At 45.7% G+C, this 26,703-nt stretch carries 27 protein-coding genes; 9 read left to right on the forward strand and 18 right to left on the reverse strand.

Annotation, left to right across the window (positions count from 1 at the left end):
- Nucleotides 1-146 precede the first annotated feature (146 nt).
- A complete protein-coding gene (locus BIW15_RS20480) occupies nucleotides 147-485 on the forward strand; it encodes a YggL family protein (RefSeq protein WP_005459294.1) in 339 nt (112 codons plus the stop codon).
- A 615-nt stretch (nucleotides 486-1,100) separates the two neighbouring features.
- On the opposite strand, the gene BIW15_RS20485 is transcribed toward BIW15_RS20480, so the two are convergent.
- A complete protein-coding gene (locus tag BIW15_RS20485) occupies nucleotides 1,101-1,967 on the reverse strand; it encodes a helix-turn-helix domain-containing protein (protein WP_005459287.1) in 867 nt (288 codons plus the stop codon).
- Between the two features lie 168 nt (nucleotides 1,968-2,135).
- Between BIW15_RS20485 and BIW15_RS25430 the strand changes: the two genes are divergently transcribed.
- From BIW15_RS25430 to BIW15_RS20510, 4 genes are all read left to right on the forward strand, one after another.
- Nucleotides 2,136-2,381 carry a hypothetical protein gene (locus tag BIW15_RS25430; protein ID WP_306291489.1) on the forward strand — a complete coding sequence of 82 codons (246 nt, stop codon included), beginning with the start codon at nucleotides 2,136-2,138 and terminating at the stop codon, nucleotides 2,379-2,381.
- 536 nt (nucleotides 2,382-2,917) lie between these two features.
- Nucleotides 2,918-3,808, forward strand: coding sequence for a LysR family transcriptional regulator (locus tag BIW15_RS20495; RefSeq protein WP_077281556.1), 891 nt, complete (start codon nucleotides 2,918-2,920; stop codon nucleotides 3,806-3,808).
- 460 nt (nucleotides 3,809-4,268) lie between these two features.
- Entirely contained in the window at nucleotides 4,269-5,174 is a 906-nt protein-coding gene (gene rimK / locus BIW15_RS20505) for a 30S ribosomal protein S6--L-glutamate ligase (RefSeq protein ID WP_005459235.1), read from the forward strand.
- A gap of 65 nt (nucleotides 5,175-5,239) precedes the next feature.
- Nucleotides 5,240-5,668, forward strand: coding sequence for a RimK/LysX family protein (locus BIW15_RS20510; RefSeq protein ID WP_005459284.1), 429 nt, complete (start codon nucleotides 5,240-5,242; stop codon nucleotides 5,666-5,668).
- Between the two features lie 66 nt (nucleotides 5,669-5,734).
- On the opposite strand, the gene BIW15_RS20515 is transcribed toward BIW15_RS20510, so the two are convergent.
- The gene (locus tag BIW15_RS20515) at nucleotides 5,735-6,460 is read right to left on the reverse strand and encodes an MBL fold metallo-hydrolase (protein WP_021450327.1); all 726 of its coding nucleotides are present in this window, start codon (nucleotides 6,458-6,460) and stop codon (nucleotides 5,735-5,737) included.
- 323 nt (nucleotides 6,461-6,783) lie between these two features.
- On the opposite strand from BIW15_RS20515, the gene speA reads away from it, so the two are divergent.
- From speA to BIW15_RS20535, 4 genes are all read left to right on the forward strand, one after another.
- The gene (gene speA / locus BIW15_RS20520; protein WP_021451067.1) at nucleotides 6,784-8,694 is read left to right on the forward strand and encodes an arginine decarboxylase; all 1,911 of its coding nucleotides are present in this window, start codon (nucleotides 6,784-6,786) and stop codon (nucleotides 8,692-8,694) included.
- Between the two features lies 1 nt (nucleotide 8,695).
- Nucleotides 8,696-9,616: an agmatinase gene (speB, locus tag BIW15_RS20525; protein ID WP_005393578.1), complete on the forward strand. Its 921-nt coding sequence runs from the start codon at nucleotides 8,696-8,698 to the stop codon at nucleotides 9,614-9,616.
- A 411-nt stretch (nucleotides 9,617-10,027) separates the two neighbouring features.
- Nucleotides 10,028-11,233: a multidrug efflux MFS transporter EmrD gene (gene emrD, locus BIW15_RS20530; RefSeq protein ID WP_042765987.1), complete on the forward strand. Its 1,206-nt coding sequence runs from the start codon at nucleotides 10,028-10,030 to the stop codon at nucleotides 11,231-11,233.
- A 326-nt stretch (nucleotides 11,234-11,559) separates the two neighbouring features.
- Nucleotides 11,560-13,725, forward strand: a complete 2,166-nt coding sequence (locus BIW15_RS20535; protein ID WP_077281557.1) for a S9 family peptidase — start codon at nucleotides 11,560-11,562, stop codon at nucleotides 13,723-13,725.
- A gap of 208 nt (nucleotides 13,726-13,933) precedes the next feature.
- Here the strand turns inward: BIW15_RS20535 and BIW15_RS20540 are convergent, their stop codons facing one another.
- From BIW15_RS20540 to BIW15_RS20615, 16 genes are all read right to left on the reverse strand, one after another.
- Complete coding sequence (locus BIW15_RS20540) at nucleotides 13,934-14,932, reverse strand: porin (protein ID WP_077281558.1); 999 nt, start codon at nucleotides 14,930-14,932, stop codon at nucleotides 13,934-13,936.
- 215 nt (nucleotides 14,933-15,147) lie between these two features.
- Nucleotides 15,148-16,017, reverse strand: a complete 870-nt coding sequence (locus BIW15_RS20545) for an ABC transporter substrate-binding protein (protein WP_077281559.1) — start codon at nucleotides 16,015-16,017, stop codon at nucleotides 15,148-15,150.
- Nucleotides 16,018-16,052: 35 nt separating this feature from the next.
- Nucleotides 16,053-16,928 carry a metal ABC transporter permease gene (locus tag BIW15_RS20550; RefSeq protein ID WP_005479618.1) on the reverse strand — a complete coding sequence of 292 codons (876 nt, stop codon included), beginning with the start codon at nucleotides 16,926-16,928 and terminating at the stop codon, nucleotides 16,053-16,055.
- Nucleotides 16,928-17,662 carry a metal ABC transporter ATP-binding protein gene (locus BIW15_RS20555; RefSeq protein WP_077281560.1) on the reverse strand — a complete coding sequence of 245 codons (735 nt, stop codon included), beginning with the start codon at nucleotides 17,660-17,662 and terminating at the stop codon, nucleotides 16,928-16,930. The genes BIW15_RS20550 and BIW15_RS20555 overlap by 1 nt, the downstream gene beginning before the upstream one ends.
- The gene (locus BIW15_RS20560) at nucleotides 17,662-18,588 is read right to left on the reverse strand and encodes a metal ABC transporter substrate-binding protein (RefSeq protein WP_025504831.1); all 927 of its coding nucleotides are present in this window, start codon (nucleotides 18,586-18,588) and stop codon (nucleotides 17,662-17,664) included. Before BIW15_RS20560 ends, BIW15_RS20555 begins: the two co-directional genes overlap by 1 nt.
- Nucleotides 18,589-18,610: 22 nt before the next feature.
- On the reverse strand, nucleotides 18,611-19,165 hold the full coding sequence (locus BIW15_RS20565) for a DUF6162 family protein (RefSeq protein WP_025522664.1): 555 nt from the start codon (nucleotides 19,163-19,165) through the stop codon (nucleotides 18,611-18,613).
- Nucleotides 19,162-19,482: a hypothetical protein gene (locus tag BIW15_RS20570; protein WP_005479615.1), complete on the reverse strand. Its 321-nt coding sequence runs from the start codon at nucleotides 19,480-19,482 to the stop codon at nucleotides 19,162-19,164. The genes BIW15_RS20565 and BIW15_RS20570 overlap by 4 nt, the downstream gene beginning before the upstream one ends.
- Before the next feature lie 42 nt (nucleotides 19,483-19,524).
- Complete coding sequence (locus BIW15_RS20575; RefSeq protein ID WP_005497841.1) at nucleotides 19,525-20,355, reverse strand: DUF4198 domain-containing protein; 831 nt, start codon at nucleotides 20,353-20,355, stop codon at nucleotides 19,525-19,527.
- A gap of 15 nt (nucleotides 20,356-20,370) precedes the next feature.
- Nucleotides 20,371-20,910, reverse strand: a complete 540-nt coding sequence (locus BIW15_RS20580) for a DUF2271 domain-containing protein (protein WP_077281561.1) — start codon at nucleotides 20,908-20,910, stop codon at nucleotides 20,371-20,373.
- Nucleotides 20,911-20,933: 23 nt separating this feature from the next.
- Complete coding sequence (locus tag BIW15_RS20585; RefSeq protein ID WP_025504827.1) at nucleotides 20,934-21,563, reverse strand: PepSY-associated TM helix domain-containing protein; 630 nt, start codon at nucleotides 21,561-21,563, stop codon at nucleotides 20,934-20,936.
- A 186-nt stretch (nucleotides 21,564-21,749) separates the two neighbouring features.
- A complete protein-coding gene (locus BIW15_RS20590; RefSeq protein WP_069548956.1) occupies nucleotides 21,750-22,922 on the reverse strand; it encodes a tetratricopeptide repeat protein in 1,173 nt (390 codons plus the stop codon).
- Nucleotides 22,919-23,539 carry an energy transducer TonB gene (locus tag BIW15_RS20595; protein WP_023584344.1) on the reverse strand — a complete coding sequence of 207 codons (621 nt, stop codon included), beginning with the start codon at nucleotides 23,537-23,539 and terminating at the stop codon, nucleotides 22,919-22,921. Before BIW15_RS20595 ends, BIW15_RS20590 begins: the two co-directional genes overlap by 4 nt.
- A complete protein-coding gene (locus BIW15_RS20600) occupies nucleotides 23,539-23,943 on the reverse strand; it encodes a biopolymer transporter ExbD (RefSeq protein ID WP_005459364.1) in 405 nt (134 codons plus the stop codon). Before BIW15_RS20600 ends, BIW15_RS20595 begins: the two co-directional genes overlap by 1 nt.
- Nucleotides 23,940-24,494, reverse strand: a complete 555-nt coding sequence (locus BIW15_RS20605; protein WP_005497833.1) for a MotA/TolQ/ExbB proton channel family protein — start codon at nucleotides 24,492-24,494, stop codon at nucleotides 23,940-23,942. The genes BIW15_RS20600 and BIW15_RS20605 overlap by 4 nt, the downstream gene beginning before the upstream one ends.
- Entirely contained in the window at nucleotides 24,494-25,861 is a 1,368-nt protein-coding gene (locus BIW15_RS20610) for a MotA/TolQ/ExbB proton channel family protein (protein ID WP_077281562.1), read from the reverse strand. Before BIW15_RS20610 ends, BIW15_RS20605 begins: the two co-directional genes overlap by 1 nt.
- Nucleotides 25,862-26,629, reverse strand: coding sequence for a DUF3450 domain-containing protein (locus tag BIW15_RS20615; protein WP_031792444.1), 768 nt, complete (start codon nucleotides 26,627-26,629; stop codon nucleotides 25,862-25,864).
- Nucleotides 26,630-26,703 lie beyond the last annotated feature (74 nt).

Here is a 26,703-nt window from a genome sequence, read left to right on the forward strand (position 1 = left end):
AGCTCAAAAATCGTGCACAACGCCAACCTATCCTTAGGTTTGATTACATAATCGCCAACTGTATCGCTTCATTCTGATTTTTCTTGGGCTAAAGTCTGATAGAAGGTATAAGGTGTACGTACTCAAATCATCTACGAGAGAGAATCATGAAATTAGACAAAATCGATAACAAGAACCGTCGTATCCGTAAAAAGCTGTTCTTAGGTGAGTTCGCAATCCTAGGTTTCGAAATCAGCTGTGAAACAGACATCAACGACTTCGACCGTTACGATGCATTCGTTGATGACTTTATCGACTACATTGATACTCTAGGTCTATGCTTTGGCGGCGGCGGTCTGGAGCTATTTGAAGGCTTCCTATGTTCTACAGAACGTTACGGTAGCGCGACAGAAGAGCAAAAAGCACAAGTCGTTGCTTGGTTAGAAGCTCGTCCAGAAGTGAAAAGCGCGAAAGCTGGCGACTTGCTTGACGCAAACTACCTGTAATAGCAGGCAAGCAAATACGTTAGAGAAAGCTGGTCTTCGGACTGGCTTTTTTTATGGGTGATGAAACTGAATTTAAAATTAGATTTGAAGTGTTGGTGGTGTTTGGAGCTGGCAATGCGTAGAGAACGTTTGAATTCTATTGCCAGCTCAAGGACTTCGAGTATGGTTAACTATGATTTCTTAGCTGTTGCTTCTTTCGTATCTTTCCAGTACTGGATGCGAACACGATGTAGCTGAGCTCTTCTCATTTTTTTCATAGTAATCTCCCTCATCTTCTATAAGTAACGCTCTTTATGAGCTTATTGTCTAAGGTTTTTTATCCCCTTCAATCTATAAGGGAACCAATTATTTAACCGTGACTCATTTCACAACATAATGATAAAAACGGTTCTATTGCAGCCATTTTTGACACCTAAAACCGATTATTACCTTCCTGACACGGTCAAATTACTCACGAGATATGACAGAAAAATGGCAATCAAGTTCCCTAAATTAACTGTCATTGAATCTTAATAATGATTCCTGAAAAACTTTGCAAGTAATATACCAATTGCACATCACTTTCCGTCGAGTAACTCTTTTCACGTTCTTACTAGCAGTTGCATACCATTCCCATTAAGGCTGAATTCGCTGCTGATAATGCTGGCGGTAGTCGCGTGGTGTTAGTCCTTTGTACGTTTTGAAGTGGCGATTAAACAGGGCTTGATTACGATATCCGACTCGCTCAAACACAATCCCAATCGGCAACGACGTAGATTGCAGCAAATCTGCGGCATGATTGATCCGCAATTTCATTAGACGTTGGCTAAACGGCTCTTTAAAGTGCTTTTGAAACAATCTTGTGACCGCACTTTCACTCAGCGATAAGTAGTTCGCCAAGTCTGCGAGCGTCACCTTAGTTGCAAAGTGTTGTTCGAGATACGCGTTAACACTTGCCACGCGCTCTCTTTCCTGTAGCTCGTGTTCACTCATCGATAAGTATGAGTGAGTCATCAGTGTTTTTGCTCCTTCATCGTGAGCAATCAGAGACAAAACATGGAGAAATCTCGATAGTTGCTCCATTGCAGGAAACGTCATGAGCTCATGCAGAAGATCCACCACGTGCTGAGCTGTCCGTTCAGAAAACACCACACCTTTATTGGCCGCCTTTAAAAGCGGGTCAAGCTTTCTAAGCTCTGCGCAATAGAACATCAAATTGGCAATCCACTCACGCTTAAACCAAATCACATGAGTCTCGCACTTGCTTTCGACCAATGTGGAGTGAATTGAATGAGGCACACCAGGCGCGATCAATAGCATTTGGTTGTGAGTCACTTCTAATTCGTGATGACCAATATGCAAACTGCCAGTGAAGTGTCGATGGATGACCAACTCAAACACATCATCGTGAAAATGGAGGTCGTACTCTTTCTCTACCTCATCAATGCGACGATAGCGCCAAGAAAAACCTGGTCTCTGCGGTACTTTTTCGATGTGCGCCATTGGCTACTCCACAAGATAGTATTGTTTCACGCTCAAATAATATCAGTATTGCCGACATAATCTTCATCACGCCGAAATAGTATTGATATTAAACGGCATACTATCAACTTGGTGTTGCCCCTCTCCTTATTCTTGCCTTGTAAAGACAAGCTAACTAAGGAAGCTTTTATGAGCCACTTCACTATCAAGCTACGCCAAATCTTGCACAAGACACGCGATGAATGGGCAAAATTCGCTATCAGAGAAATAGAAATCCCACCTAACACCATCGCCAAATTTTATGGTTACAAATCGAGTTGTGATCTTGAGCAAATTCTTAAACAGGATAAAAACGACGCCAATTCGGACATTTGCTCGACACCTTGTGCGAGATCTCTCACAAGCGATGTAAGAAAAACGACCATTTTTGACTAAGATAAAATCAAAAAATGTATATAACCAATTGTAAATTAAAACTTATAGTATTTTTCATAATATTCGCTGCCAAAGTTTTTTTACCTAGCTGATTGAGAGTAATCAGCAAAACATCAATACTGATTGTGTCGACAGGATGTTGGCGGGAACAGGAAAAAAGCCTAATGGACTAGGTATCTTCAGGATGAAGATTTGGTAGCTTAGGATGAGTTATCAGCAAGGATGTAGTTAAGCTCTAGGATAGAGTTCGCCCGTCAGGATGATAGGCAAGAATGGACACCGCTAGGAAGGCGATGAACAAGGAACTCGGTTAAAGGACTTAGCCACAATCAAGGATAGATGCAGGGAGCACCTATTAGTAGCTGGATTGCTGCGAAAGAGAATAAGCCCCGTCTGGGAAATCAGGCGGGGTTTTATTTTGTTTGCTATTTACCATTCGCGAACCACCCCAAATCACTTCGGCCGATTTATTTCGGGCAGTGCCATGCTATTATTTTCTCAACGTCTCTTAGCAAGCTCACAGCACATCACGCACTATGCTTAATCCCGTTTGGTTACACACGTTTAAGACTCTGGTCGAAGTCGGCCACTTTACGCAAACCGCAGAAAAGCTCTACATGACTCAACCCGGTGTTAGCCAACACATCAAGAAGTTAGAGCAAAGTTGTCAGCATGCCTTGATTAAACGTGAGAACAAAAGTTTCGAGCTCACCGAACAAGGTCGTATGGTTTACGCCTATGCGTTGGAGCTAGAGGAGCGCGAAAAAAGCTTACTAGAAGAACTCAGCTTTGATGATGCCTATTCTGGCCATTGTAAACTCGCTTGTTCCGGTGCGTTGGCCCTCATGCTTTACGGCCCGCTATTAGAGCAACAAACGCAATATCCTAGTTTGTCCATCCACTTAGAAGCCGCGCCAAACCAATCTATTCTTAATGGTATCTCTGAAGGCCGTATTGATATCGGCATCGTGACTGATGCTCCAAACAAAAGCCACTACCAAAGCGAACGAATCGGTCGAGAAGCGCTGTGCTTGATCCTTCCCCACGCATATAAAGCCGAGCCCTTAACGCCTGAGATCTTGCAAAAATGCGGTGTTATTGGCCATCCCGATGCCGAGCACTATATGACGTTGTTTTTTGACCAATGTGCAGAGCCACAATTAAAAGAGATAAAAATGAGTGACATGCCGCTTTCGGGCTTCGTCAATCAATTAAGCCAAATATTATTGCCAGTTAGCAAAGGATTGGGATTTACGGTGTTGCCTCAAAGTGCAGTAGAAAGCTTTCCAAATAGAGAAGAATTGCACGTCGCGCAGCTAAAACAAACTGTTTATGAGGATTTGTATTTAGTCAAAAAACGGGGGCGCACATTACCGCTGCGCTATACCACGATAAAAGAGGTGTTATCAGGCATCATTGGGAAATAAGCGTCTTTCGCAAAGAAAGTGGGGGGGGGCATTGGTTAAGACCACCTTTTGTATAAGTTTCGTAAAATTTATAGTGGCTAAAAAATCTTTTCTGTTGTGATTTTTGTTCCAATAACGCCAATATGCATGGCCTTGCGCAAGTAAATCCGCGCGTTTTTTGCGCGAATTTCAAACTCAATGCCCATGATTTTTTCACTGGTTTTATTCGCTAAACTATTGACACACAATCGCTGTAAGGCGCGATAAATCGACAAATAATTTTTGTCGTAACGAATGCTTTTTTTCGTTTTAAACTTGTAACAAAAAAACCTAAGGTGCGCACCTCTGACGACGTGGTTGTTCAACCACACTTCTAAATCGTTGAAGTAAGTAGGTTATGTCATACCATGATCACCTGCCTACTACATTCTATACTCTATACTTATATTTTAATTTGGTACTGACTTACTAAGGAATTGCCATGCGTATTGCTATTCTCTCTCGTAATGAGAATTTATATTCAACCATGCGCCTAAAACAGGCGGGTGAAGAGCGTGGGCATCAAATCGATGTTATCGACACTCTGCACTGTTATATGGACATTACGAGCAACAACCCTATGATCCGCTATAAGGGTGAAGAATTGCCGCAATACGATGCTGTTATTCCACGTATCGGTGCATCCATCACTTTCTACGGCACTGCTGTTGTGCGTCAGTTTGAAATGATGGGCACATTTTGTGTCAACGAATCTGTAGCGATCAGCCGCTCTCGTGACAAATTGCGTTCATTGCAATTGCTATCACGTAAAGGCATCGGTTTGCCGCGCACGGGCTTTGCTCACCACCCTGACAACATTCAGGACGTGATCAAAAACGTTGGTGGCGCACCTCTAGTCATTAAATTGCTAGAAGGTACTCAAGGCATCGGTGTTGTACTTGCTGAAACAAATAAAGCGGCAGAAAGTGTGATCGAAGCATTCATGGGTTTGAAAGCAAACATCATGGTGCAAGAGTTTATCGAAGAAGCAAAAGGCGCGGACATCCGCTGTTTTGTTGTCGGTAACAAAGTTATTGCTGCAATGAAGCGCCAAGCAAAAGAAGGCGAATTCCGTTCGAACCTTCACCGTGGCGGTTCTGCGCAACTCGTACGCTTAAGCAAAGAAGAACGCGCAACCGCTGTAAATGCAGCGAAAGTGATGGGCTTGAACCTTTGTGGTGTGGATATCCTTCAATCTAAAAATGGTCCAGTGGTGATGGAAGTGAACTCTTCACCTGGCCTAGAAGGCATCGAACTAGCAACAGGTAAAGACGTTGCTGGTATGATCTTCGATTTTATCGAGAAAAACGCTAAGCCAAATTCAAACCGTACTCGCGGTAAAGGTTGATTTTTGTTTAACGCACAAGAGAGCCAAAATCCGGCTCTCTTGTTACTCGTCGCTAGGATGACACTATGAATCAGAAAATGATCATTGGGAATGCCGAAGCTATTTGCTTGCCAGAGTTAGGGATTACTCACCTTGAAGCGCGTATTGATACGGGCGCACAAACATCTTCATTGCATGTAGATAACATTGATTGCTTTGAAAAAGATGGTCAGTCTTACGTTGCATTCGATCTACACCCGGATGTTTATCACTTAGAACAAGTGGTTCGCTGCACAGCGAAGCTAAAGGCAAACCGCAAGGTTAAGTCTTCGAACGGTACTTTTGAGCACCGCTGCGTCATCACCACGATGCTACGTTTGGGCGACCAAGAATGGCCAATCGACATTACGCTGACTAACCGTGAAAAAATGACTTACATGATGTTGTTAGGTCGTCAGGGTATGGCAGACAAAGTGCTGGTAGACCCTAGCCAATCTCACTTATTGGCGTCTTAACCCCGTAGCTTCAGATGAGTGATCGAACGTTTTTGTTGAGCATCACTCGTCTGGCTTTGCCTTCATCTACTTCCTACGAAATAGCGCAAACAACAATCCCCTCGCTTTAACTTTTGTCACTCGCCAATGGGTCATCGGCTTAGTCGGCGCAGTATGCAGAATGTGCTGATACGCTTTCTCATCAAAAGTCACCTCTCCCCCATGTGCCAAAAGCAAACATTGCGGATTCATTTCAAACACGCGCTTTAACGATTGGCGATATTGGTTTGGATGAAATATGGGAAACGGCGCAATAAGATGCTTCTTAACCTGCACCATCAAATCCGCCACATACAATACATCTTGTTCAGAATGATAAACCGACAGATCTCTATCGGTATGTCCTTGCGTTTCTAGTACCTGCCAATCATCAAACCCCGGAATACACTCACCATCGATGAGTTCGATATCGGGCTTTAGCTTGCGCGAATACCACAGGTTTCGCTTTGGTTTACGCATCCGGTTCGCCATCCAGCGCGCCAACATCAAATCGGTTAAATGCATTAACCAACCATCTACACCGTCATACCACTGGCTTTCTCGCTTTGCTGCTAACACTTTGCATCCAGTCAAATCACGCAGCTTGTGCGCGCCACCAGCGTGGTCTGGATGCATATGAGTGACAACGACCAACTTTAGGTCAGAAAAAGGGCGATGGAGTTGATGTTCAATAAAATCTTTAAGGTGAGGAATGTCTGCTCGACTTGCACCATCAAGCAACATTAATTTATCGGGATATTCGGCGAGATACATGGTCTGAATGTATCCCTGAATTCTGTGCAGCTGCAAAATATGTCCTTATTTGAGTGAGATTTTTCATGACCGCTTCCTTGCTGGTCAGACCAACTATAACAGCAGAATCTACGCTCCGGTAAACAAATGTTCACACCCAACTACGACAACAAATCATAATCGAGATGATAGATTTTAATCATTAGACTCAGAGGCACTTTTATCCGTTAATGCGCGCACACGGAGTTCGTGTCAGGGTATGAGGTTAATACCTCATGATTTGCTTTTTTGTACTTTTCCTTCTAATTAATTAAGGATTTAAGTACATTTTTGTGAGAATCGAGTTGGAAAAAGCAACTAAATTAGACCGCATCCGCGCGGACTACAACGTTCACTACTGGAGCCAAGGTTTCTACGGTATTGATGACCAAGGCGAGGTTTACGTATCACCTCGTAGTGATCGTGCACATCAAATCCCTTTCAGTGCCATTGTAAATGAGCTAGAAGCGCAGCAGTTAAATCTGCCTGTATTAGTGCGCTTCCCGCAAATCGTGCACCAACGTGTGCATGGAATTTGCCACGCTTTCAACCAAGCAATTGAAGAATACCAATATCCAAACAAATACCTGTTGGTGTACCCAATTAAAGTAAACCAACAACGTGAAGTGGTGGATGAAATTCTAGCGAGCCAAGCTCAACTAGAAACCAAACAGCTTGGTCTTGAAGCGGGTAGCAAGCCAGAATTGTTGGCAGTACTTGCATTGGCTCAACAAGGCAGCTCCGTGATCGTGTGTAACGGCTACAAAGACCGTGAGTATGTGCGTCTTGCACTGATCGGTGAAAAGCTAGGCCACAAAGTATTCATCGTACTAGAGAAGCTTTCTGAGCTGGATCTGGTGCTAGAAGAAGCGAAAAGCTTGGGCGTAAAACCGCGCCTTGGTTTGCGCATTCGCCTCGCCTCTCAAGGTGCAGGGAAATGGCAAGCAAGTGGCGGTGAAAAATCGAAGTTTGGTTTGTCTGCATCGCAAGTGCTCAGCGTTATTGAACGTCTGAAACGCGAAGGTAGCCTAGATGCGATGCAATTGGTTCACTTCCACCTTGGCTCACAGATGGCAAACATCCGTGACGTACGTAATGGTGTGAACGAATCTGCTCGTTTCTACTGCGAACTACGCGCACTGGGTGCAAACATCGAATACTTCGATGTGGGCGGCGGTTTGGCAGTCGACTACGACGGCACACGCAGCCAATCATCGAACTCGATGAACTACGGCCTTGCAGAGTACGCGCGTAATATCGTCAACACAGTGGGCGATGTGTGTCAGCAATACGAACAACCAATGCCAGTGATCATTTCTGAATCCGGGCGTTCACTGACAGCACACCACGCTGTATTGATTTCGAACGTAATTGGTACCGAAACATACCAACCGGAAGAAGTGCATGAACTGGGCGTAGATGCACCACTCTTGCTACAGAACATGTGGCGAAACTGGGAAAACTTACAAGATGGTACAGACGCTCGTGCGTTAATTGAGATCTACAACGATACCCAAAGTGATTTGGCAGAGGTACACTCTCAATTCGCAACTGGCGTGCTTAACTTGGAGCAACGTGCATGGGCAGAACAACTGTCACTGCGTATTTACTTCGAACTAAGCCGCAAGATGAGCACTAAGAATCGCTTCCACCGTCCGATTCTGGACGAGTTGAGCGAACGTCTTGCAGATAAGTTCTTCGTGAACTTTTCTCTCTTCCAATCTCTACCAGATGCTTGGGGTATTGATCAGGTGTTCCCTGTTCTGCCACTTTCTGGTCTTGGCGATGCGGAAGAGCGTCGTGCTGTGATGTTGGACATCACATGTGACTCTGATGGCGCGATCGATCACTACGTTGATGGTCAAGGCATCGAGAGCACGCTACCTGTACCAGCTTGGAGCAAAGACAAACCGTACCTAATGGGCTTTTTCCTAGTAGGCGCATACCAAGAAATCCTTGGTGACATGCACAACCTATTTGGCGACACCCATAGTGCAGTAGTCAATGTTGATGAACACGGTCAATTTGAGATCAGTTACATCAATGAAGGTGATAGTGTAGAAGACATGATGCGCTACGTTCATATCGACGTGGATGCGATTCGTGACAATTACAAACAATTGGTTTCCCAACGAGTTGAAGCCAATGAACAAGCACAAATCCTAGCAGAACTAGAACAAGGTCTAGCGGGATACACCTATTTAGAGGACTTCTGATATGAATGATTTGTTTACTAAAACCGATTATTCGCTTTACTCCAACTCTATGTCGTTTTTACGTCTACCGTACATTCGTAATCCGGTATCGGCAGACGCAGACGTTGTGGTGCTAGGGGTTCCTCTGGACATGGCTACATCTGGTCGTCCAGGCGCACGCATGGGTCCAGATGCAATTCGCCGTGCCTCAGTCAACTTGGCATGGGAAGGTAAGAAGTTCCCTTGGGACTTCAACGTATTGGATAAACTGAAAGTGATCGACGCGGGCGACCTTGTGTTCGATTGCGGTGATGCGGAAGATTTCACTTACCGTCTAGAGGCGGCAACCAGTGAAATTCTAAAAAGCGGCAAAACCATGTTGGGATTGGGCGGTGACCACTTCATCACACTGCCTATCCTACGTGCTTACGCAAAGCATCATGGTCAAATGGCTTTGATACACTTTGACGCTCATACGGATACCTACGCAAATGGCAGTTCATACGATCACGGTACGATGTTCTACCATGCGCCGAAAGAAGGTTTGATCTCAGCGAAGAACTCAGTACAAATCGGTATTCGTACCGAGTACAAACAGCAAGATCACGGCTTCAATGTGATTAATGCGATGCAAGCGAATGACATGTCGGTGAACGAGATCTTAGAAGAGATTCGTCGCACCGTCGCAGACAAGCCTGTGTATGTTACTTTTGACATCGACTGCTTGGATCCAGCCTTTGCACCGGGAACAGGTACACCAGTTTGTGGTGGCTTGAACTCAGACAAAGCGCTGAAAATTATTCGTGGCTTAGCCGGCATGAATATCGTGGGTATGGATGTTGTAGAAGTATCGCCTCCATATGACCACAGTGATGTTACCGCACTAGCGGGAGCAACCATTGCGCTAGAAATGCTTTACGCATACGCATCTGGCCGCGAATAGACATAATCATTTCTAAGGGAGCTTCGGCTCCCTTTTTCTTTATCGCGGCTTGTTAAGCCTTTTCCTCACCTAAAATCTCTTTTTCCCACACTAAAGATTGGTACTTTCTCATCTACTGTTTTTATCAGTAGAACCAATGATCTAGCAATAACCATATGTCGAATCGACATAGAAACCTCCCCTTAATTGAGGAAATGGCATCATGCGTTTCCCCCCACAAAATAAAGATTAGTTTTTCTAATCCAAATCATAGATTTTTATCTTGCTCAAGTTCACACTTTTAGATTGCTAATTGTATAGGCAAGCACTAATATCTCGCGCAAATAACCCCGTAACACCAGCAATAAATTGGCACTTCGACTTGGAGAGCTAAGGGTTTTTACGTCTTAAATTTTTTGGAGAGATACGCAAATGTCTGCCTCGTTTCCATTAGCGAAACTTACCTTTTTAATCGCAATATTGACTGCCGTGGGTCAAATGACCCAGACAATGTACGTGCCTTCAATCGGTCATATGGCGGGTGAGTTTTTGGTATCTGCGTCATCACTTCAAGCAGTGATGGCTTGTTACCTGATCCCATATGGCTTGTCTCAATTTGCATACGGTACGCTATCAGACCGCTTAGGTCGTAAACCGATCATTATTATCGGTCTACTTATCTACATCCTAGGTACTTTGGTGGCGCTATTTGCACACCAATTTGAGTGGTTCTTGGCTGGTAGCTTCATTCAAGGTTTGGGGATCGGTTGTGGCGGCGCGATGTCACGAACTCTAACTCGCGACTGCTTTGAAGGTGCTGAGCTGCATCGTGCAAACAGCTTGATCAGCATGTGCGTGATTTTCTCACCACTCATGGCACCAGTACTTGGCGGCTACCTAACAGAAGCATTTGGTTGGCGCTCTAGCTACCTATTTCTAGCCCTGTTCGGCATCGCGGTGGTGATTACCATGATGACCAGCATGATAGAGACTCTGCCAAAAGAGAAACGCAAGTTCGAACCAGTGGCAAAAAGCTACAAGCACGTTCTGTCTGACCGCCGCTTCCAAGGCTTTTTAATCTGCCTAGTTGCGACGTTTGCCGGCGTAGGTGTGTTCGAAGCAGCTGCTGGGGTATTACTAGGTGGTGTATTGGCATTACCAGCCACTACTGTAAGTTTGCTGTTTATCTTGCCGATCCCGGGCTACTTAGTGGGAGCAGGTTTGTCTAGCTATATCGCGCAGCGTCGCTCTGAGCGTCGTGCGCTAAATGTTGGTTTGGTGTCGATCTTTATCGGTTCAGCCGTCGTATTAATCCCAGGCTTGTTTGGCGTAACAACTGCACTGACGTTAATTGGTGGCGCAACTATTTATTTCCTAGGTGCGGGCATTCTGTTCCCTGCGGCAACAACAGGCGCAATTGCTCCGTTCCCTTACCACGCGGGGACAGCTGGTGCGACTCTGGGTGGTATGCAGAACTTGGGCGCCGGTATTGCAACCTTGCTTGCATCGCTATTCCCAGCGCATAACCAAATGCCGCTTGGTGTTTTGATGATGGCAATGTCAATTGTCGCGATGCTTGGTCTATTGTGGGTACACAGAGCGCACGATCACTCAAACGAAATGCCACAAGTCATTTAACCGACATTTCAATCTGACCAACGCATTGAAAAGGGACGCACGAAATAGTGTGTCCCTTTTTTCATATCACACTCCGTCTATTTATTGATGAGAATGATTTAACTTTAGAAGTGATATTTGTTAAAAATAACAGTTGCTTACACAATGCGTTTTCAAGCCAACAGGTCACAACAATGAGCCGTTCAGAAATGGTGAGAGTATTCACTTCTCGAACCACATTTCTGCTCTCTAAAACAAAAGCGTGACCAGCCTGAAAACTCTCAATGAAACCAAAGTCCATACCCTCAGGATGAGGCAACTTAGGTATAAAATATAAGGATAAACAGATGCGTTTCACTTTAACTACGTTGGCCGTATCGGTCGCGCTTATCGCCGGATGCAGCAATCAAGGAACTCCAACCATGACTCAATATTCCCAATCACAGATCGTTGCTCAGCAAACTCAAGCCCCGGTTGCAAAAAAAATCCCTCACGCGATGACCAATCATGGTGATACTCGCGTTGATAACTACTACTGGATGCGTGACGACGAGCGTAAAGATCCAGAAATTTTGCAGCACCTAGAGCAAGAAAATCAGTATGCGGAAACCGTTCTCAAGCACACTGAAACTCTTCAAAATGAGCTATTTGAAGAAATTAAAGGTCGCATAGCAAAAGACGACAACTCCGTTCCTGTGCGTAAAGGAAACTACTTCTACTCAAGTGAAGTTACCGGAGATAACGAATACGAAGTTCATCTTCGAGCGAAAGATTTTGCTGGTAAAGACAAACAAGTCATCTTAGATGTCAATGAACTTGCGAAAGAGCATGAATTTTTCAGTATTGGTGGCCTGTACGTCAGCCCGAATGAAAACTTATTGGCGTATGGCGAAGATACATTAAGCCGCCGTGTTTACACCATTAAGATTAAAGATCTGACCACAGGTAATTACTTACAAGATGAAATTGAAGGGGCGTCAAGCGCTGTCGCATGGCAGAACGACAACAACGCGTTCTATTACATCAAAAAAGATCCACAAACCTTGCTAGGCTATCAAGTTTATCGTCACGTATTAGGCACACCACAAAGCAGCGATGAGCTGATTTTTGAAGAAACCGACAGCGCCTATTACACCTCACTAAGCAAAAGCAAAGATGGTGACGAGGTTTACATTTGGCATTCGAGTACAGAGACCAGCGGCGTCTCCATCATCGATGCGAACAATCCTAAAGCGAAGGCGGAACCGTTCTACCCTCGTGAAGATGGCATTGAATACAGCATTTCCAAGCTAGACAATTGGTATTACATTTATACCAACTATCAAGCCGTCAACTTCCGTTTGATGAAAGTTAAGCAAGAGGAGATGCACGATCGTTCTAAATGGCAAGATGTGATTGCCGCAGACGACAATACTCAACTTGTTGACTTCGAGCTATTCGATGACCACCTCGTCTATGAGCAGCGCTCTAACGGTCTAGCGAGCGTCACTGTGCGTCAGCTTTCAACAGGAAAAGAATTCCCGCTCACATTTAATGACGATGCGTTCGCGGCATACTTAACAGGCAACTTCGAACTGGATAACAAAAAAGTTCGCATTTACTACAGTAGCTTGACTACTCCAGGAACCTACTACGACTTCGATCTGAAAACGGGCGAATCTGAAATCATGAAGCAGACACCTGTATTGGGTGACTTTGATGCGGATAACTACCAATCAGAGCGCATCATGATCAAAGCACGTGATGGAAAAGAGGTCCCTGTGTCACTGGTGTATCGTAAGGACTTGTTTAAGAAAGATGGTACAAATCCGCTTTACCAATACGGTTACGGCTCTTACGGTGCGACCATCGAACCGACGTTCGGCTCTGCACGACTAAGTCTGTTGGACCGTGGTTTTGTATTTGCAATCGCTCACATTCGCGGTTCTGAAATGCTAGGCCGACCTTGGTATGAAGATGGTAAAAAACTCACCAAACAGAATACCTTCAACGACTTTATTGATGTGACTAAAGGTTTGGTTGAGCAAGGCTACGGCGCGAAAGACCAAGTCTTCGCCGTTGGTGGATCCGCGGGCGGTTTATTGATGGGTGCCATTATTAATCAAGCCCCTGAGCTGTATCGCGGTATTGGCGCACATGTTCCATTTGTCGATGTTGTTACAACGATGCTTGATGAATCGATTCCACTCACCACGAATGAGTATGATGAATGGGGTAACCCGAACAATAAAACATACTATGACTACATGTTGAGTTATTCGCCTTACGACAACGTCAAAGCGCAAAACTACCCGAACATGTTGGTGACAACAGGCTTACACGACTCTCAAGTGCAGTACTTTGAACCGATGAAGTGGGTAGCCAAGCTTCGTGAAATGAAAACCGACGATAACGTCTTGTTGTTCAAAACCGATATGGAAGCAGGACACGGCGGCGCATCTGGCCGATTCAAACGTTTGAAAGAAGATGCATTGGAGTACGCGTTCTTCCTCGACTTGCTCGATAAAAAATAAGCATATACACGCCACTCATAAAAATGCCCGCACACTGCGGGCATTTTTGTTTGGACACATTCTCGAAGCAGAGAAGCAATTTAAGCCTAAACCTCATTCCACCTGCTTAGGGGGAAATCACCACCAAAGCGGAAAGAAAAACGCCTACTCACAACGAGTAGGCGTTAACACAATAAATGTGTTTAGGCAGTAGAAACTGTCCTATTTATTAGAAGTAGTAACGAGCGCCTAGAGTCCAGTAATCGTTCTCTTCGTTGTTGTAGTCATTACCTAGGTCGAATTGGTAACCAACGAAAGTAACGAACGAAGGAGTCACTGAGTACTCAGCTTGTAGTGCTGTTTCGCTCTTAACTGTCTTGTTGTCTTTGTCGTTTTCTACGCCTTCGTAGTTAACGCTGAACGTCCAGTTATTTACACCGTACGCCAATAGACCTTCAAGCTGAGATGTGTCTTCAAGCATCTCGTAGAAGTATTCATTCATACCGTAAACAACAGCAGCGTATAGACCAGAACCGTACTCACCGTAATTTACAGAGAATAGGTGTGATTCAGCTGTTTTAGTACCTAGAGCTGCGTTCTTCACATCACCGCCACTGTACGTGTAGCCTAGACCGAAGCCCGCTACAGAACCGCTAAGTGCGATTTGACCACGTTGCTCGTAAGTTGTTGCCTTTGAAGTTTGCTCACCTTGCCAACCTAAACCTAGGTTGAAAGCAAAACCTTCACCAAACTGGAAACCTTTGCGGTAGCTAACCATTTTCTCTGCACGAGAAGATCCTAGCTCGTAATAACCATCTGCGTACAAGAAATCATTGGCAAATGCGATTGGTAAATCCGCAACGCCACCAACATCGTAATATGGTGACCATTGTGTACCAACAACAAGACGACCAAGTTGTTCATGAGTTGCGCCGATGTAACCCAAACGAGTTGAGAACGACTGATCGCCACCGTTAAGGTAGTTTAAAGACCACTCACCTTTTGCATCTACAGTAACACCGTTGCCAATGTCCTTTTTACCCGCCACGTTGATACGCGGAGACACTTGGTGAACTTTCACTTCATCTTCGAAATACTCACCCACGCCAACAGAAACGTGACCGCCAATCGATAAAGATGTACCATCGCTGTTATAAACTTCTGCTGCGAAGGCCTGTGAACCACATGCTAGTGCCGCCACTGCAACGGCTAGAGTTTTCATTTTCATTGTTAACATCCGTATAGTTGTTTGTACCGGTTCGTTTCAAAACAGAATAAAACTGAATCGTTCGCAACGAACAGATAACAAAGTAGTAATGAAATATAAATGAAACAAACACTTTCTTATGCAACTGGTGTTATTTGTGCTCAATTCTTGATCTACGCCACAAAAAAATAGGGAACTTTTCATTCCCTATCATTACTTCTGTGGCATTTTACGTGTTACATCTTCCACCGTGCGAGTGGCTTCTCAGTTTTGATACCCTTACTACCCCAACGGTCAATATTATCAATTTGCAGTATGCGATCCGGTGATACCAAAGAAGTTAAGATTTTTGATGGTTTTTTATCCGTCACCAACCATAGTGTTTTATCTTGTTCAAACTGAGCTTTTAAAGATAGTTTGTCTTTTTCACTCCATTCTAACTCCGGTTTGAACTGACGTTTGACGACAAAAAGTTGGTTTCCTGAAGCAAAATCTTCTAGTGATTCACTCATCAACACGATTGAATCGATCTCTTTTTCAAATATCACTGCTTGTTGTTGGTTAATCAACTCACGCACGCTAAGCATTAATGCTTGTTGATTACTTTGGATTTGCTCTTGGAACTGCGGATACAACTTTTGCAGATCGTCACCGACAATCGCTGTCATACGAATTAAATTACTGGGGTTCAACCAAACGTATTTAGATGTGGCTCCATCTTCCAGCTTTAAGGCCGCAACGCCTTGAGCTCTAGGGGAAATCGCTTGTGACGCATCAATTTCGATCAAACGAATGTTGCCTTGTCGTGCGTAGACATACGTCGGGTCTTGGTCCCAAATGGCTCTCATGGTAATAGCCACGGTTGCGCTCTTTCCTGCCTCTGAAACTTGGTTTGCACCTTTAGTGGCGAACCAATTCGCCATGCGTTCAATGCCATAGCGTTTGGGAGGCAGATATGTGGTTTCCACGCCCGTTCCTTTCATCAGTTGCTGTGACAGCATGTAAGTCACAGGGGTACTGGTTAAAATATCTTTGGCCATCGCCAATGATGACAATGTACTCATCGCCATCAATCCTAAACCTAAAGTAAGAGTTTTCATTTTCATGTCGAGATACTTAAGTTGGGTAGGTAAAAGCGTTATCACGCTTTACGAATAATTCGATAAACCGTTGCAGTTAAGAAGAAAGCAGCGGAAACAATGATGATCGACGCGCCCGATGGCACCGGTAAGTCGAGCTCCATTGGCAATATGGTGCCAACCAAGCAAGCAACCGTCGCAAGCAGAGAAGAAAGCAATACAAAGCTTCCCATTCGCTTGGTGAGCAACCGAGCTGTCGCACCAGGGATCAATAACAGCGCACCCACTAACACGGCACCAATGATCTTCACTGCGGCGATCGTCACTAAAGTGATCATCATGACGAATAGGTAATCGTAAAAGCTGGTATTGAAGCCACGCACGCGAGCAATATCTGGGCTGATACACGTGAGCAAAATGCGATTAAATGTCGGAATCAGCAGCAGCAGGATGATCAAGCAGCTCACTGCAAGCAACGTGATGTCTCTATCGGTCACCGTCAAAATCGAACCGAACAGTACGTTTTCTAGCATGTGTATGTTGATCTTACGTGCGACGTACATCAGCAACGCCGCCCCGACCGCCAGAGCTAACGCCAGAAATACACCGACCAACGTGTCATAAGGTACATTGGTGCGATTTCTCACGAAGTGCAGCAGCAACGCAAAGATCATGCAGAAGCTAAACAACCCTATGATTGGGTTTTCTGGCGGTTCACCAAGTAAAACACCAATAGCGATCCCCGTCAGTGCTGCGTGGCCAACTGCTTCGGAGAAAAACGCCAAACGCTTAGCAATCACTAATGTGCCCAGCCCACCGAGTAGCGGCCCCAAAATCAGCGCAGCGACCATCGCGTTCACCATAAAAGCGTACGCAAAGCTGTCGCTCAACCATCCAGCGTCTACACCACTCACCGCCAGTGCTCGTAACCACTCCATTACGCCGCCTCCGCTTTGGTTGTGTAGTGCTTAAATAATGTTTCAATACGATCTGGGCTGAGAACATCCGAGTGGTGTCCGGACGCCACAATCTGACGGTTAACAACGTGCACTTCTGCATCCAAACGACGCACCGCAGTGACATCATGATGAACCGCTAACACCGTTTTGCCCTGCGCGACAACTTCATGTATCAACCCTTCAAGGTAACGCACACCTTGCTCGTCCATCCCTGTTGTAGGCTCATCCAACACCAACAAGCTTGGGTCATCTAACAAAGCCTGAGCGAACAACACACGCTGTTGCTCACCACCAGAAAGTTGCCCCATACGACGATCTGAGCGAGCGGCCATGCCGACGCGATCTAATTGCACCAACGCACGTTGTGTTTGTTTGGTTTTACGGCGCCAGAATAGTGGGATTCGTGTTTGGTTCAGCAACACAAAATCCATCACCGTTAGCGGTAAGCTGGCTTCAAACATCGCTTTTTGAGGAACATAACCAACGTTTCCGCCAAGCTTATTGTGAGTCTTATTCGGCCAGTGAACGGAAATGTGGCCAGTAAAAGGCGTAAGTCCAAGTACGGAGCGCAACAACGAGGTTTTTCCTCCACCATTTGGACCCATGATCACATGGCACTTGCCCGGCTCGAAGGTTGTCGTGACATTTTGCAATATCACGTTGTCACCGTATTGGAGACTTAAATTATCTATCGAGATAGAAGGACCAAGCATTACGCTTTCTCCTGTGCGTGTTTGCTTGCCACGAACTTCATCGCTTCAATCAAGGTCTCAACGTTTTCGCGCATCTCAACTTCCACTTTGTTCGCTTCGTATTCCCCATGCGTCATGTGAGAAAAACGGTAGAGCTTAACTCCTGTCGCTTCTTCGATGGTATCAACAAAGCGATTTGGCATATTCAGCTCGTAAAACAACACATCAATGCCAGATCGTTTGATCTTCTCGATCGTCTCTTGCAGTTGGCTCGCGCTCGGCTCCACGCCATGAGCTGGCTCAATCACTGCGGCAACATCCACACCAAACTCTTGCAGAATGTAGCCGTATGCGTTGTGCGTTGTCGCAACCTTCATACCCGCCGTGTCCAATTCGCCCAACGACAACATGGCATCACGTTTCATCATGCGAAAAGTTTTGGCGTATTGACGCGCGTTTTTACGGTAGAAATCGGCATTTTCAGGGTCGAGCTTGCTCAACTCGCTCGCGATGGTATAAACCTTTTGAATCGTTGTTGAGAGCCCAACGAACGTATGTGGATTCACCGCGCCTTGCCCGACTGATTGTCCCATTGCTGGCAATAGCGGAACTTCTTTGTTGGCTTCAATGACAACGAGATCATCACGTTGCGACGCGTTGATCACCTTCAATGCAAAATCATCATGGCCAATACCATTCACCACGATGACATCCATTTCATTGAGACGTTTTAGATCATTCGGTTGCGGTAAGTAGTTATGAGGATTAAAGCCAGCATCCACCAGCGGCAAGATTTCCGCTTTGTCACCAACAACAGCGTGCACATAGCTGAAATAAGGCTGAAGCGTGATACCAATTTTCATTTTGTCACTCGCGAAACTGGACGTGCTAGCGACCAATAAAGCGCAAGTTGCAAACATGGAACGTAAAAGCGAACGTGTGATCATAATATGTATTCTTTGAATTGAGTTAAGTGTGCGAAGGATGAGCAAAAGATGGGGAAGAGAGAATTAGCTGTTGCCACCCCTGTTGATGGCGATGGCTTTCTTCGCTCAATGTTGGGGTTGGCGCAAAACCATGGGCATCGATTAGCCAAATGTCGGCGTGGCTTTGACGACTATCTAGAATCATTGAAGCCGCCCCTTGCTCACTCTGTCTGATGCCCAAGTAGATCCCGTCACCAATGCTCTGCCATTGATGCGAACCTTTACGCTTCCAGTTTTGATCTTGAACAAAGGGGGCAATCCACAGTGACGCCATCTCTTCCGTATCTGGCCAAGTACCGGACTCTGCGTGTAAATCGCGCAGTTCTTCATGCGCCAGTTTTAGCTCGGCAATCAAACCGAGCTCTTCTTGGTGCAAGTCCGTGATTCGAATTTGATGAGAAAGCACTTCAGAATGGGGAGAATCAACTTGGTGCAGAGGCATCAAAACACTGGCGCAAGCAAGAATACCAGCGATGGTAAGTGCCACCCATTTTCCTTCTCGGCTACCGTTATCGGGACGAACTTTTTGTGTGATCATTTCTCTTTCAGCTCAACCACATCCACTTCAACTGGGCTTTCATGACCGGCATCGAAAACCAAGTAGAAATCAGTCTCTGGATGAGAAAACTCGGCAATAGAACGCTTGTCTGTTCTAACTTTGGCGATGAGGTTATCTTCGTAGTCGTACATTTCGACATCGTAATCGATCGCGGTTGAGCCATCAGAGTAGCCAGTTTCACAAATCACTTTATCTTGAGATAAATGACAACTCATTAGAGGAAAGTGAGCAGAAGCATGAAAGGAAGAAAATCCAGCCAATAGCAGAGCAGCTTTAAGAATAGAAGTGTTGTTCATGTAGATTCCAAAATGGCTCAGCGCTTGCTGAGCCTAATTCGATTAGTTGAGTAGAGTTTCAAACGTTAGGTGTACATTCGCGCTGGTTTTGTCAGCTAATGGGTGATTGTTCAACTCACCTTTGTAGTTCGCTTTCATTAGGTAGCGCCCTGCCACGTCTGGCGTAAAAGTAATTTTTCCGTCTTTATCACTCACCACGTCAATTTGCTCTTGATGGTTGCGATACAACGTTCCTTCACGCGTGATCTCTGCCGTCACACCTTGTTGAGGTTTGCCATCGAAGAAGAACTGGAACGTCACCGCTTCACCTTCAATGATGTCAGATGGGTGAGTCAGCGGTTTTAGCTCTAGCAATTTGCCTTCAATTTCTAACGCTTTTTCTGTTGGTTTACCGACCGTGATGTAGCTTTCTGCGCGGGTGTAGCTTAACTGAGTCACCACATCACGCGTTTTTTCTGGTAGCACATCAGCGCGCTCAGCTTTATTGGCTCTAACCCACTTCACAGTATCGCGGCGACCTGCTTTGTACTGGGTGTAGTAGCTCGGCTCATTGTTGATCGCAACCTTATGCGTGCCCTCTTCAACAAAGAAGAAATCGAACATCGAACGACGCTTACCGCGTATTACAAAGTTCGGACGCTCAGAGCGGCCATCCGGCATGATGACAAAAGCTTGTTCGCTACCTGCTGGCTTATCGAATACAAATGTGCCATGAGAAGCGGTCACATCGAACGTGAGCCAATCACCACCTTCTTTAGAAACGGTAAAGTGCGAAGGCAAAACCCAACGAGGATGCGCTTGTGCCGTTGTCGCTGCAGCTAATCCCATTGCCATTACGCTTGCTAACGCCACTGCTTTCATTTTGGTTTTCATTGTTGTGTCCTTCTATCACTTAACTTGGTAATTGACGGTGATGACCCCCGTCTCTTGAGTTGGTTTGAGTTGGTAGCGCACCTCACTGTCCGCTAATGTCATTTTTTGGCGCAAGTAGTTGCGACCACCGTGTTCACGAACGACCTCAACATGTAAGGTATAGTCACCTTGCTCAAGGCGTTCGCCTGCGTCGTTAGTACCATCCCAAACAAATCGATACTGCCCAGCAGGGCGAGTCGCAGACGTCACAGCGTCAATCAGTTCACGATCATAACGACCTACTTTTCGCCACCAGCTGCGCATGTCTTTGAGCCACTCATCCTTACCGACCCAAAGCTGAATGGTTTTAACGGATTGACGTTGTTCATCCTCAACCCACACTGCGACGTAAGGACGGGCGTACATTGAGGTATCGATCTTCGGCAATTCAAATTCAAAGTCGATTTTGGCGGCATCAGGTAAAGGCGCAGCCAAAACTGGCCATGGTGCTATAGTTGCTACCAACGCCGCTTTGCAAAATAGGTTTTGGCGAAGTAACTTGCCTGTGTTCAACATAAGCTTTTCTCTACAACTGGCTGTTAAGGCACAGCAACAAAATAAATGACGAGCGACAGCAACGAGCCAAAGCTCATCCACTGTAGTGATGTTCTGAACGTCTTTTTCTTCGGCAATAACAGGCATACACCGGTCAGGACGAAAAACACCATCAGTAGTGCAGTGATGTCGATAAACCACTTCCAAACATCACCACTGTTACGACCTTTATGCAGATCATTCAGCAGTGCGATCGCACCATAATTGGTGGTTTCAATATCGGCGTCGCCAGTGGTCATATCAACGAAAACCGTGGCGTTATAACCGGGCCCTTTGAAATCCAGAGAGAGCTCGCCAAGCACCAATTCACCTTGATCCACTTCGGTGTAAACGTCCAAAGCAGATGGAGTGCCACGTAAAGCCACTTCTTGGGTCAAAAAGTCAATGAGAGCAACGCGGTTTGGCTGGAAGCTTTCGCCGTTCAAAAACAAGGTCTGCGGCGGGATGATGATGGTGTGCTGTTGAATGATGGGTTCTTTTCGCTCAAATAGCTCAGGACGATTTAGCGTGATGCCAGTGAGCGCAAAAAATAGCGTCACCAATAAAAGAGCCATCGAAATATAGATATGTAGACGGCGCGCCCACGTTTGAACACCTTTGCTTTTAAGCAACATAGAAAACAATCATCACCAATAAATGTGGAGCATAATTTAGGTGATAATCATTCTTATTGGCATTTAATTTACATTGTTTACGTTTAGTTGAGATGAAACGATAAACACCTTCTAGAGCAAGGTAATTTAAGGCTCAAAAACAAAAAAGACCCGAGAATGACTTCGGGTCTTTTCATTTGTTCTGCGCTAAGAGCTTTGTGTCGCTTCCGCTTTACGCCGTTGGGTTAAGTATTTCACCCAACTCTTGGCTTGATTCGACGGTTTGATTTCATTCGCACGTTTCGCATTCGCCAATGCGTCATCCAATCGATTCAACTTATAGTAGGCTCTGGTTTTGATGAGCGCGACGTCAGCATTGCGACCTTTTACCTTATCCAAAGCAGCCAATGCTTGTTGGTAGTGGCCTTGTTGAACAAGTAGCTGAGAGTAGTTCCAGTAGTATTTAGAATCCAACTTCGCGGCAATTCGCCAACTATCGATGGATTTGTCCCACTCTTTTGCCATCTGCCAATAGGTCGCCTGCTGAGCTTTTAACTGGCTATCGACGTTAAGGTCTTCCAACTGCTCCATAATTAAAGCAGCACGCTCTGGGATTCCACGTTTCGCATAAAGCTGTGCCAGCAGTTTAAAATCATCTTGACTGAGCGCGACACCTTGTAGCTTGGCTAAAGCCATTACATCTAGTGCGCGTTTGCTGTCATCGACACGTAAATGCAAAGCGACGAGCTGACGCCACCACTCAACTCGTTCAGGCTCAATTGCAATCAAACGTTTGATGGTGACAATAGCAGGCTGCCACTTTTTGAGTTCCAGTTCAGACGAAAGCTTAATCGACAATGGACCGAGTTCATCTGGCTGACCAAACTTCTCGTAGCGACCCATCGCTGATAACACTTTATTCCATTGGCTCAACTGGTAATGCGATTGTGCGATGCGCAGCCAAACTTCATGAGCTTTCTGGTTTTTAGGTACAGCTTTACTCAACTCGTAATAGTGCGGCAAGGCTTTAGCAAACTGTTGTTCGTTCAACAATATATCCGCTAGCATTTTACGTGTTTGCCACGCTTGCTCGTCTTGCAATAAACCGCTGCTTACCGCGAAATCCAGTTGCTTGATAGCAGGCTTAACTTGCTCATTCTGCCAATAAAAAATACCAAGCATACGAGCAACAAACGCTTGATCGTAGCCACGCGATAGGTCTAACGATTCGAGAGTTGAGATCGCTTCTTTAAGCTTCTCTTCTTGAGCTAAGCTGTGCGCACGCTGCACTCTAGATGCGGTGTACTGGCTAAGCTCTTGAGCTATCGCACTGGCTGCGGTCAAACTAAGCAGCGTTGTGATTAAGAATTTCTTCATCATTTACCTAATTTGAACTCCACTTTTGCGGTTTGTCCGAACTGCTCAATCGACACACCATTTTCAACTTTGGATTGGTATTTCCACTTCTTCAACGCGCTAATGGCTTCTTTTTCAAACATACGCTTTGGCTCTGCATCGATCACTTCAATGTCTTTTGGACGACCTGTCGTGTCAATCGTAAAGCGCATGATCACATAGCCTTCAACCTTGCGTTTTAATGCTTTACTTGGGTAACGAGGTTCAACTTTATACAGCGGTAACGCTTGTTGATTGCCCATGGTTCCCTTTAGGTTTGGCGCATTAATCGCAATACCATCTAACGCCGTGTTTAACCCAAGCGCGCTGATCGGTGTTACTTGGCTCATCGGCTCAACTTGCGTGTTGGCTTGAGACAACTCCATCGGCTCTGGTGCTTGAGGTGGCTCTGGCTGCTCTGGTACTGAACGTTGACGACGCTGCACATCGGCATCGTTTTCAACCATGACCATATCAAAACGCACTGCCTCAGACGGTTTTGGTGCGCGTTGATTGCCGTTATCGACCATCCACGCCATAAAGCTAAACAAACTCACGGCGATCAATAATGACGCTGGTAACGCAATTAACAGCCTACCCATTAAGGTTTCTCCGCTGCCAGTGCAATGTTCTTCACGCCAGCACCTTTAGCGGCATCCATCACTTTCACAACGGTGCCGTTGTAAGCGTGTTCATCAGCCTGAATAACTAACGATGCATCTGGCTGGTCTAGCAATAGGTGCTCAATAGATGCTTCTACGCGTTCCAGATCGACCAAGCGTTTGTCGATGTATACATCGTTTGCTGCCGTAATGGCGATGAAAATACCTGCGTCTTTTTGACTGACCACGTTCGATGCTTGAGGGCGGTTCACTTCCACGCCAGACTCTCGCACGAAAGAGCTGGTAACAATAAAGAAAATCAACATGATAAATACAATATCAAGCATCGATGTTAAATCGACTTGAGCTTCGTCTTGCTGATTTGGTCTGCGTCCGAGTCTCACTTCTGACTCCTTAAAGATTGTTCTAATTGGATCGCTTTACGTTCACATACTTTGCTTAAACGAGCATGTACAAACATGCCCGCCAATGCTGCCACCATACCTGCCATAGTAGGCAGCGTTGCTAAAGAGATGCCCGAAGCCATCAATTTTGGATCGCTGCTGCCTTGTGAGGCCATCACGTCAAAAACGGTAATCATGCCAGTGACAGTACCCAACAGACCAAGCATGGGACAAATGGCCACCAATAGCTTGATCGTCGAAAGGTTTTGGCGCAATTCGATTTGTGCCTTTGCAATCCATCCATCGCGGATTTGATGTGCATACCAAGAGTGGTGCTCTGACCGTGCCAGCCACTGTTCACGAAGCTGTTTGTTTACCTTCGGAAATACCGTCGTTAAGTAAACCACTCGCTCCATAACCAGTAACCAACACACCGCTACAACGGCTGCCAACCACCATAGGATTTGGCCACCTTGCTGCATAAAGCTCATCAAGGTATTGGCCCAATCCTCACTGATCAAACCCAAAGTGTTGAGTAGGATCTGCTCCATTATGCTGCGTTCTCCGCTATCGTGTTACGGTTGCCTTTGTTGTTAGACATATCGCGCTCTGCTTGTTCAGCAACTAAGCCAATACCCTGCTTTTCTAGAATGTTGCGAATGCTCTCGGCTTGAGAACTCAGCACATTATGCGCCAGAAGCAGTGGCATTGCGGCTACCAAACCGAGAACCGTTGTCACCAACGCCATCGAAATACCGCCCGCCATGACTTTTGGATCGCCATTACCAAACTGAGTGATCACTTGGAATGTTTCGATCATGCCCGTTACCGTACCTAGCAGACCTAACATTGGTGCCAGCGCTGCAAGCAGTTTGAGCATCGATAGTCCTTTTTCAAGGTGTGTTTGCTCATCAACCACCGCCTCAAGTAGACGCAATTCCAATGCTTCGACACTTCGATGTTTGTCGTTTTGATAAACAGAAAGAACGCGACCTAGAGGGTTATCTTCTGCTTTGGTTGGATTCTTTAGCTGCTTCGCGATTTTTTGGCGAGCAATGAAAAGAGACACACCGCGAACCAACGCGATAATCAAACCAATCGCTAATAGAACAAGGATGATCTGGCCAACTACGCCACCCGCATTTAGACGATCTTTCAGCGTTGGCGAGTTCGCTAGCTGTTCTAAAAGAATGCCACGCGATGGATCAATGACTAACGAATCCAATTCGCCGTTGTCGAATGCGCTCGCTGTCGGACCATTTTCTGGCTGACGCAAATAGTTCACTGCGTCACCACGCTGGCCGTTCCATTTCACATAGCCATTGTCATCAAGTAGTGCCATTGCGCCAAGACGAACACCGTTGACTGTCTGTTCTTTACCTTCTCCATCGAGCAAAGTGAAAGAGACCTTCGCCAGTTCGCCACTTGCGGTAACTTGCTCTTCCATACTGCGCCACATCGCTTGCAACTGCTTCAACGTCGGTAGAGACTTCGCCGCGACAATAGCTTCAATGTCTTTTTGATATGAGTTGGCATCTACGCCTGTCACTGCGTGTTTCAGTTCTGACTCAAGCTCTTTCGCGTTTTGACGAACAACACCAAATAGTTCGCCTAGGCTGCCCGTTTCTAAGCGCAATTTTTCTTCTAGCTGAGCCAGTTCCGCTTCATTTTCACTAAACGTGACGCTTAATGTATCAGCTTCGGCTTGAAGGGCTGCACGCTCAGCAACAAGCTTGTTTTTAATTGCTTGCAGCTCTTGTTCGGTTTTCTTGAAACCCGATTCACGTGACGCATTGTGCGTTTGCTGCTGACGATTTTCTTGCTGCGCTTTTTGCAACAACGTATCACTCGCGAACGTCGTGTGAGGCATCATCGCCGCGGTTGAGATAAGAGCAACCGATAGCCATTTCTTGATCATTTACTTGCCCTCCGCAACCGTTAGTGACACTGGCAGAGTTAACATACTCGGTGCAATTTGTTTGTTTGCCATAGCAAACGCCTTATCTAGCTCGGTCTTTTGTTCCGAACCAACAGGCTGCCAGGCTTGTTGCTGTTGCGACCAACTCCAGAATTTGTCACCAGACAGGCTACGCGCAACCAAAGATACACGGCCCAAGTAAAGGACATCAGCTTCCACTTTTTCGTTAGCATCTAGTTTAATTTTGCCTTGGTAGATACCAAGCTTGGTGCCGTAGTCCATTTCAATTTGGTACGCTTCTAGGATTCGACGGAATTTCTCTGCGTCGGCAACATCGGCTCGCGTCATCAGATCATCAAGCTTCGCAATGCGTTCTTCACGCTGAGCTTTACGAATAGGTTTGTCGCTGGCCACTATGCGCTTGAGTCCTTCAAGCATGTGATACATCAATGGCACGACACCCTGACGAGTTTGAGCAATCTGCTCAATTTGCTCGTTCAAACTGTTCACTTCTTGATGTTGGCTTTCGACCAAACTTGAAAGATGATCACGATAAATCTTCAAGTTGCTGACTTCTTCCTGAAGCTGTTCGATTTCCGCTTCCAGCGTCAGAGCCTTTTCTGCGCTTGCATCAATACGTTTTTGGCTAACCGCTGATGCTTGGTTAGTTTTACTCTGCACTGCTTGTGCATCGTTTAAATTCGCTGCGTGGGCAGGAATCAAAACGGATGAGATCAACAGAGCGATACTTGATTTCATTAGATTCATACGAGTTTAAATGCTATTTCCTAAAAACGACTAAAGGGGAAGACCAAACTTCCCCTTTACTAATCAAATTGTTA

Origin of the sequence: Vibrio sp. SALL6 (assembly GCF_002002385.1) — a bacterium.
Classification (GTDB): Bacteria; Pseudomonadota; Gammaproteobacteria; order Enterobacterales; family Vibrionaceae; genus Vibrio; species Vibrio parahaemolyticus.

Coding starts and splice junctions, on each gene's coding strand:
- BIW15_RS20605 (WP_005497833.1), bottom strand. CDS start 24,494: ATGGAGCAGATCCTACTCAACACTTTGGGTTTGATCAGTGAGGATTGG.
- speB (WP_005393578.1), top strand. CDS start 8,696: ATGAATGATTTGTTTACTAAAACCGATTATTCGCTTTACTCCAACTCT.
- BIW15_RS20575 (WP_005497841.1), bottom strand. CDS start 20,355: ATGAAAACCAAAATGAAAGCAGTGGCGTTAGCAAGCGTAATGGCAATG.
- BIW15_RS20485 (WP_005459287.1), bottom strand. CDS start 1,967: ATGGCGCACATCGAAAAAGTACCGCAGAGACCAGGTTTTTCTTGGCGC.
- BIW15_RS20590 (WP_069548956.1), bottom strand. CDS start 22,922: ATGATGAAGAAATTCTTAATCACAACGCTGCTTAGTTTGACCGCAGCC.
- BIW15_RS20585 (WP_025504827.1), bottom strand. CDS start 21,563: ATGTTGCTTAAAAGCAAAGGTGTTCAAACGTGGGCGCGCCGTCTACAT.
- BIW15_RS20550 (WP_005479618.1), bottom strand. CDS start 16,928: ATGGAGTGGTTACGAGCACTGGCGGTGAGTGGTGTAGACGCTGGATGG.
- BIW15_RS20495 (WP_077281556.1), top strand. CDS start 2,918: ATGCTTAATCCCGTTTGGTTACACACGTTTAAGACTCTGGTCGAAGTC.
- BIW15_RS20580 (WP_077281561.1), bottom strand. CDS start 20,910: ATGTTGAACACAGGCAAGTTACTTCGCCAAAACCTATTTTGCAAAGCG.
- emrD (WP_042765987.1), top strand. CDS start 10,028: ATGTCTGCCTCGTTTCCATTAGCGAAACTTACCTTTTTAATCGCAATA.
- rimK (WP_005459235.1), top strand. CDS start 4,269: ATGCGTATTGCTATTCTCTCTCGTAATGAGAATTTATATTCAACCATG.
- BIW15_RS20480 (WP_005459294.1), top strand. CDS start 147: ATGAAATTAGACAAAATCGATAACAAGAACCGTCGTATCCGTAAAAAG.
- BIW15_RS20510 (WP_005459284.1), top strand. CDS start 5,240: ATGAATCAGAAAATGATCATTGGGAATGCCGAAGCTATTTGCTTGCCA.
- BIW15_RS20535 (WP_077281557.1), top strand. CDS start 11,560: ATGCGTTTCACTTTAACTACGTTGGCCGTATCGGTCGCGCTTATCGCC.
- BIW15_RS20540 (WP_077281558.1), bottom strand. CDS start 14,932: ATGAAAATGAAAACTCTAGCCGTTGCAGTGGCGGCACTAGCATGTGGT.
- BIW15_RS20570 (WP_005479615.1), bottom strand. CDS start 19,482: ATGAACAACACTTCTATTCTTAAAGCTGCTCTGCTATTGGCTGGATTT.
- BIW15_RS20555 (WP_077281560.1), bottom strand. CDS start 17,662: ATGCTTGGTCCTTCTATCTCGATAGATAATTTAAGTCTCCAATACGGT.
- BIW15_RS20515 (WP_021450327.1), bottom strand. CDS start 6,460: ATGTATCTCGCCGAATATCCCGATAAATTAATGTTGCTTGATGGTGCA.
- BIW15_RS25430 (WP_306291489.1), top strand. CDS start 2,136: ATGAGCCACTTCACTATCAAGCTACGCCAAATCTTGCACAAGACACGC.
- BIW15_RS20615 (WP_031792444.1), bottom strand. CDS start 26,629: ATGAATCTAATGAAATCAAGTATCGCTCTGTTGATCTCATCCGTTTTG.
- BIW15_RS20565 (WP_025522664.1), bottom strand. CDS start 19,165: ATGATCACACAAAAAGTTCGTCCCGATAACGGTAGCCGAGAAGGAAAA.
- BIW15_RS20560 (WP_025504831.1), bottom strand. CDS start 18,588: ATGATCACACGTTCGCTTTTACGTTCCATGTTTGCAACTTGCGCTTTA.
- BIW15_RS20595 (WP_023584344.1), bottom strand. CDS start 23,539: ATGGGTAGGCTGTTAATTGCGTTACCAGCGTCATTATTGATCGCCGTG.
- BIW15_RS20545 (WP_077281559.1), bottom strand. CDS start 16,017: ATGAAAATGAAAACTCTTACTTTAGGTTTAGGATTGATGGCGATGAGT.
- BIW15_RS20610 (WP_077281562.1), bottom strand. CDS start 25,861: ATGATCAAGAAATGGCTATCGGTTGCTCTTATCTCAACCGCGGCGATG.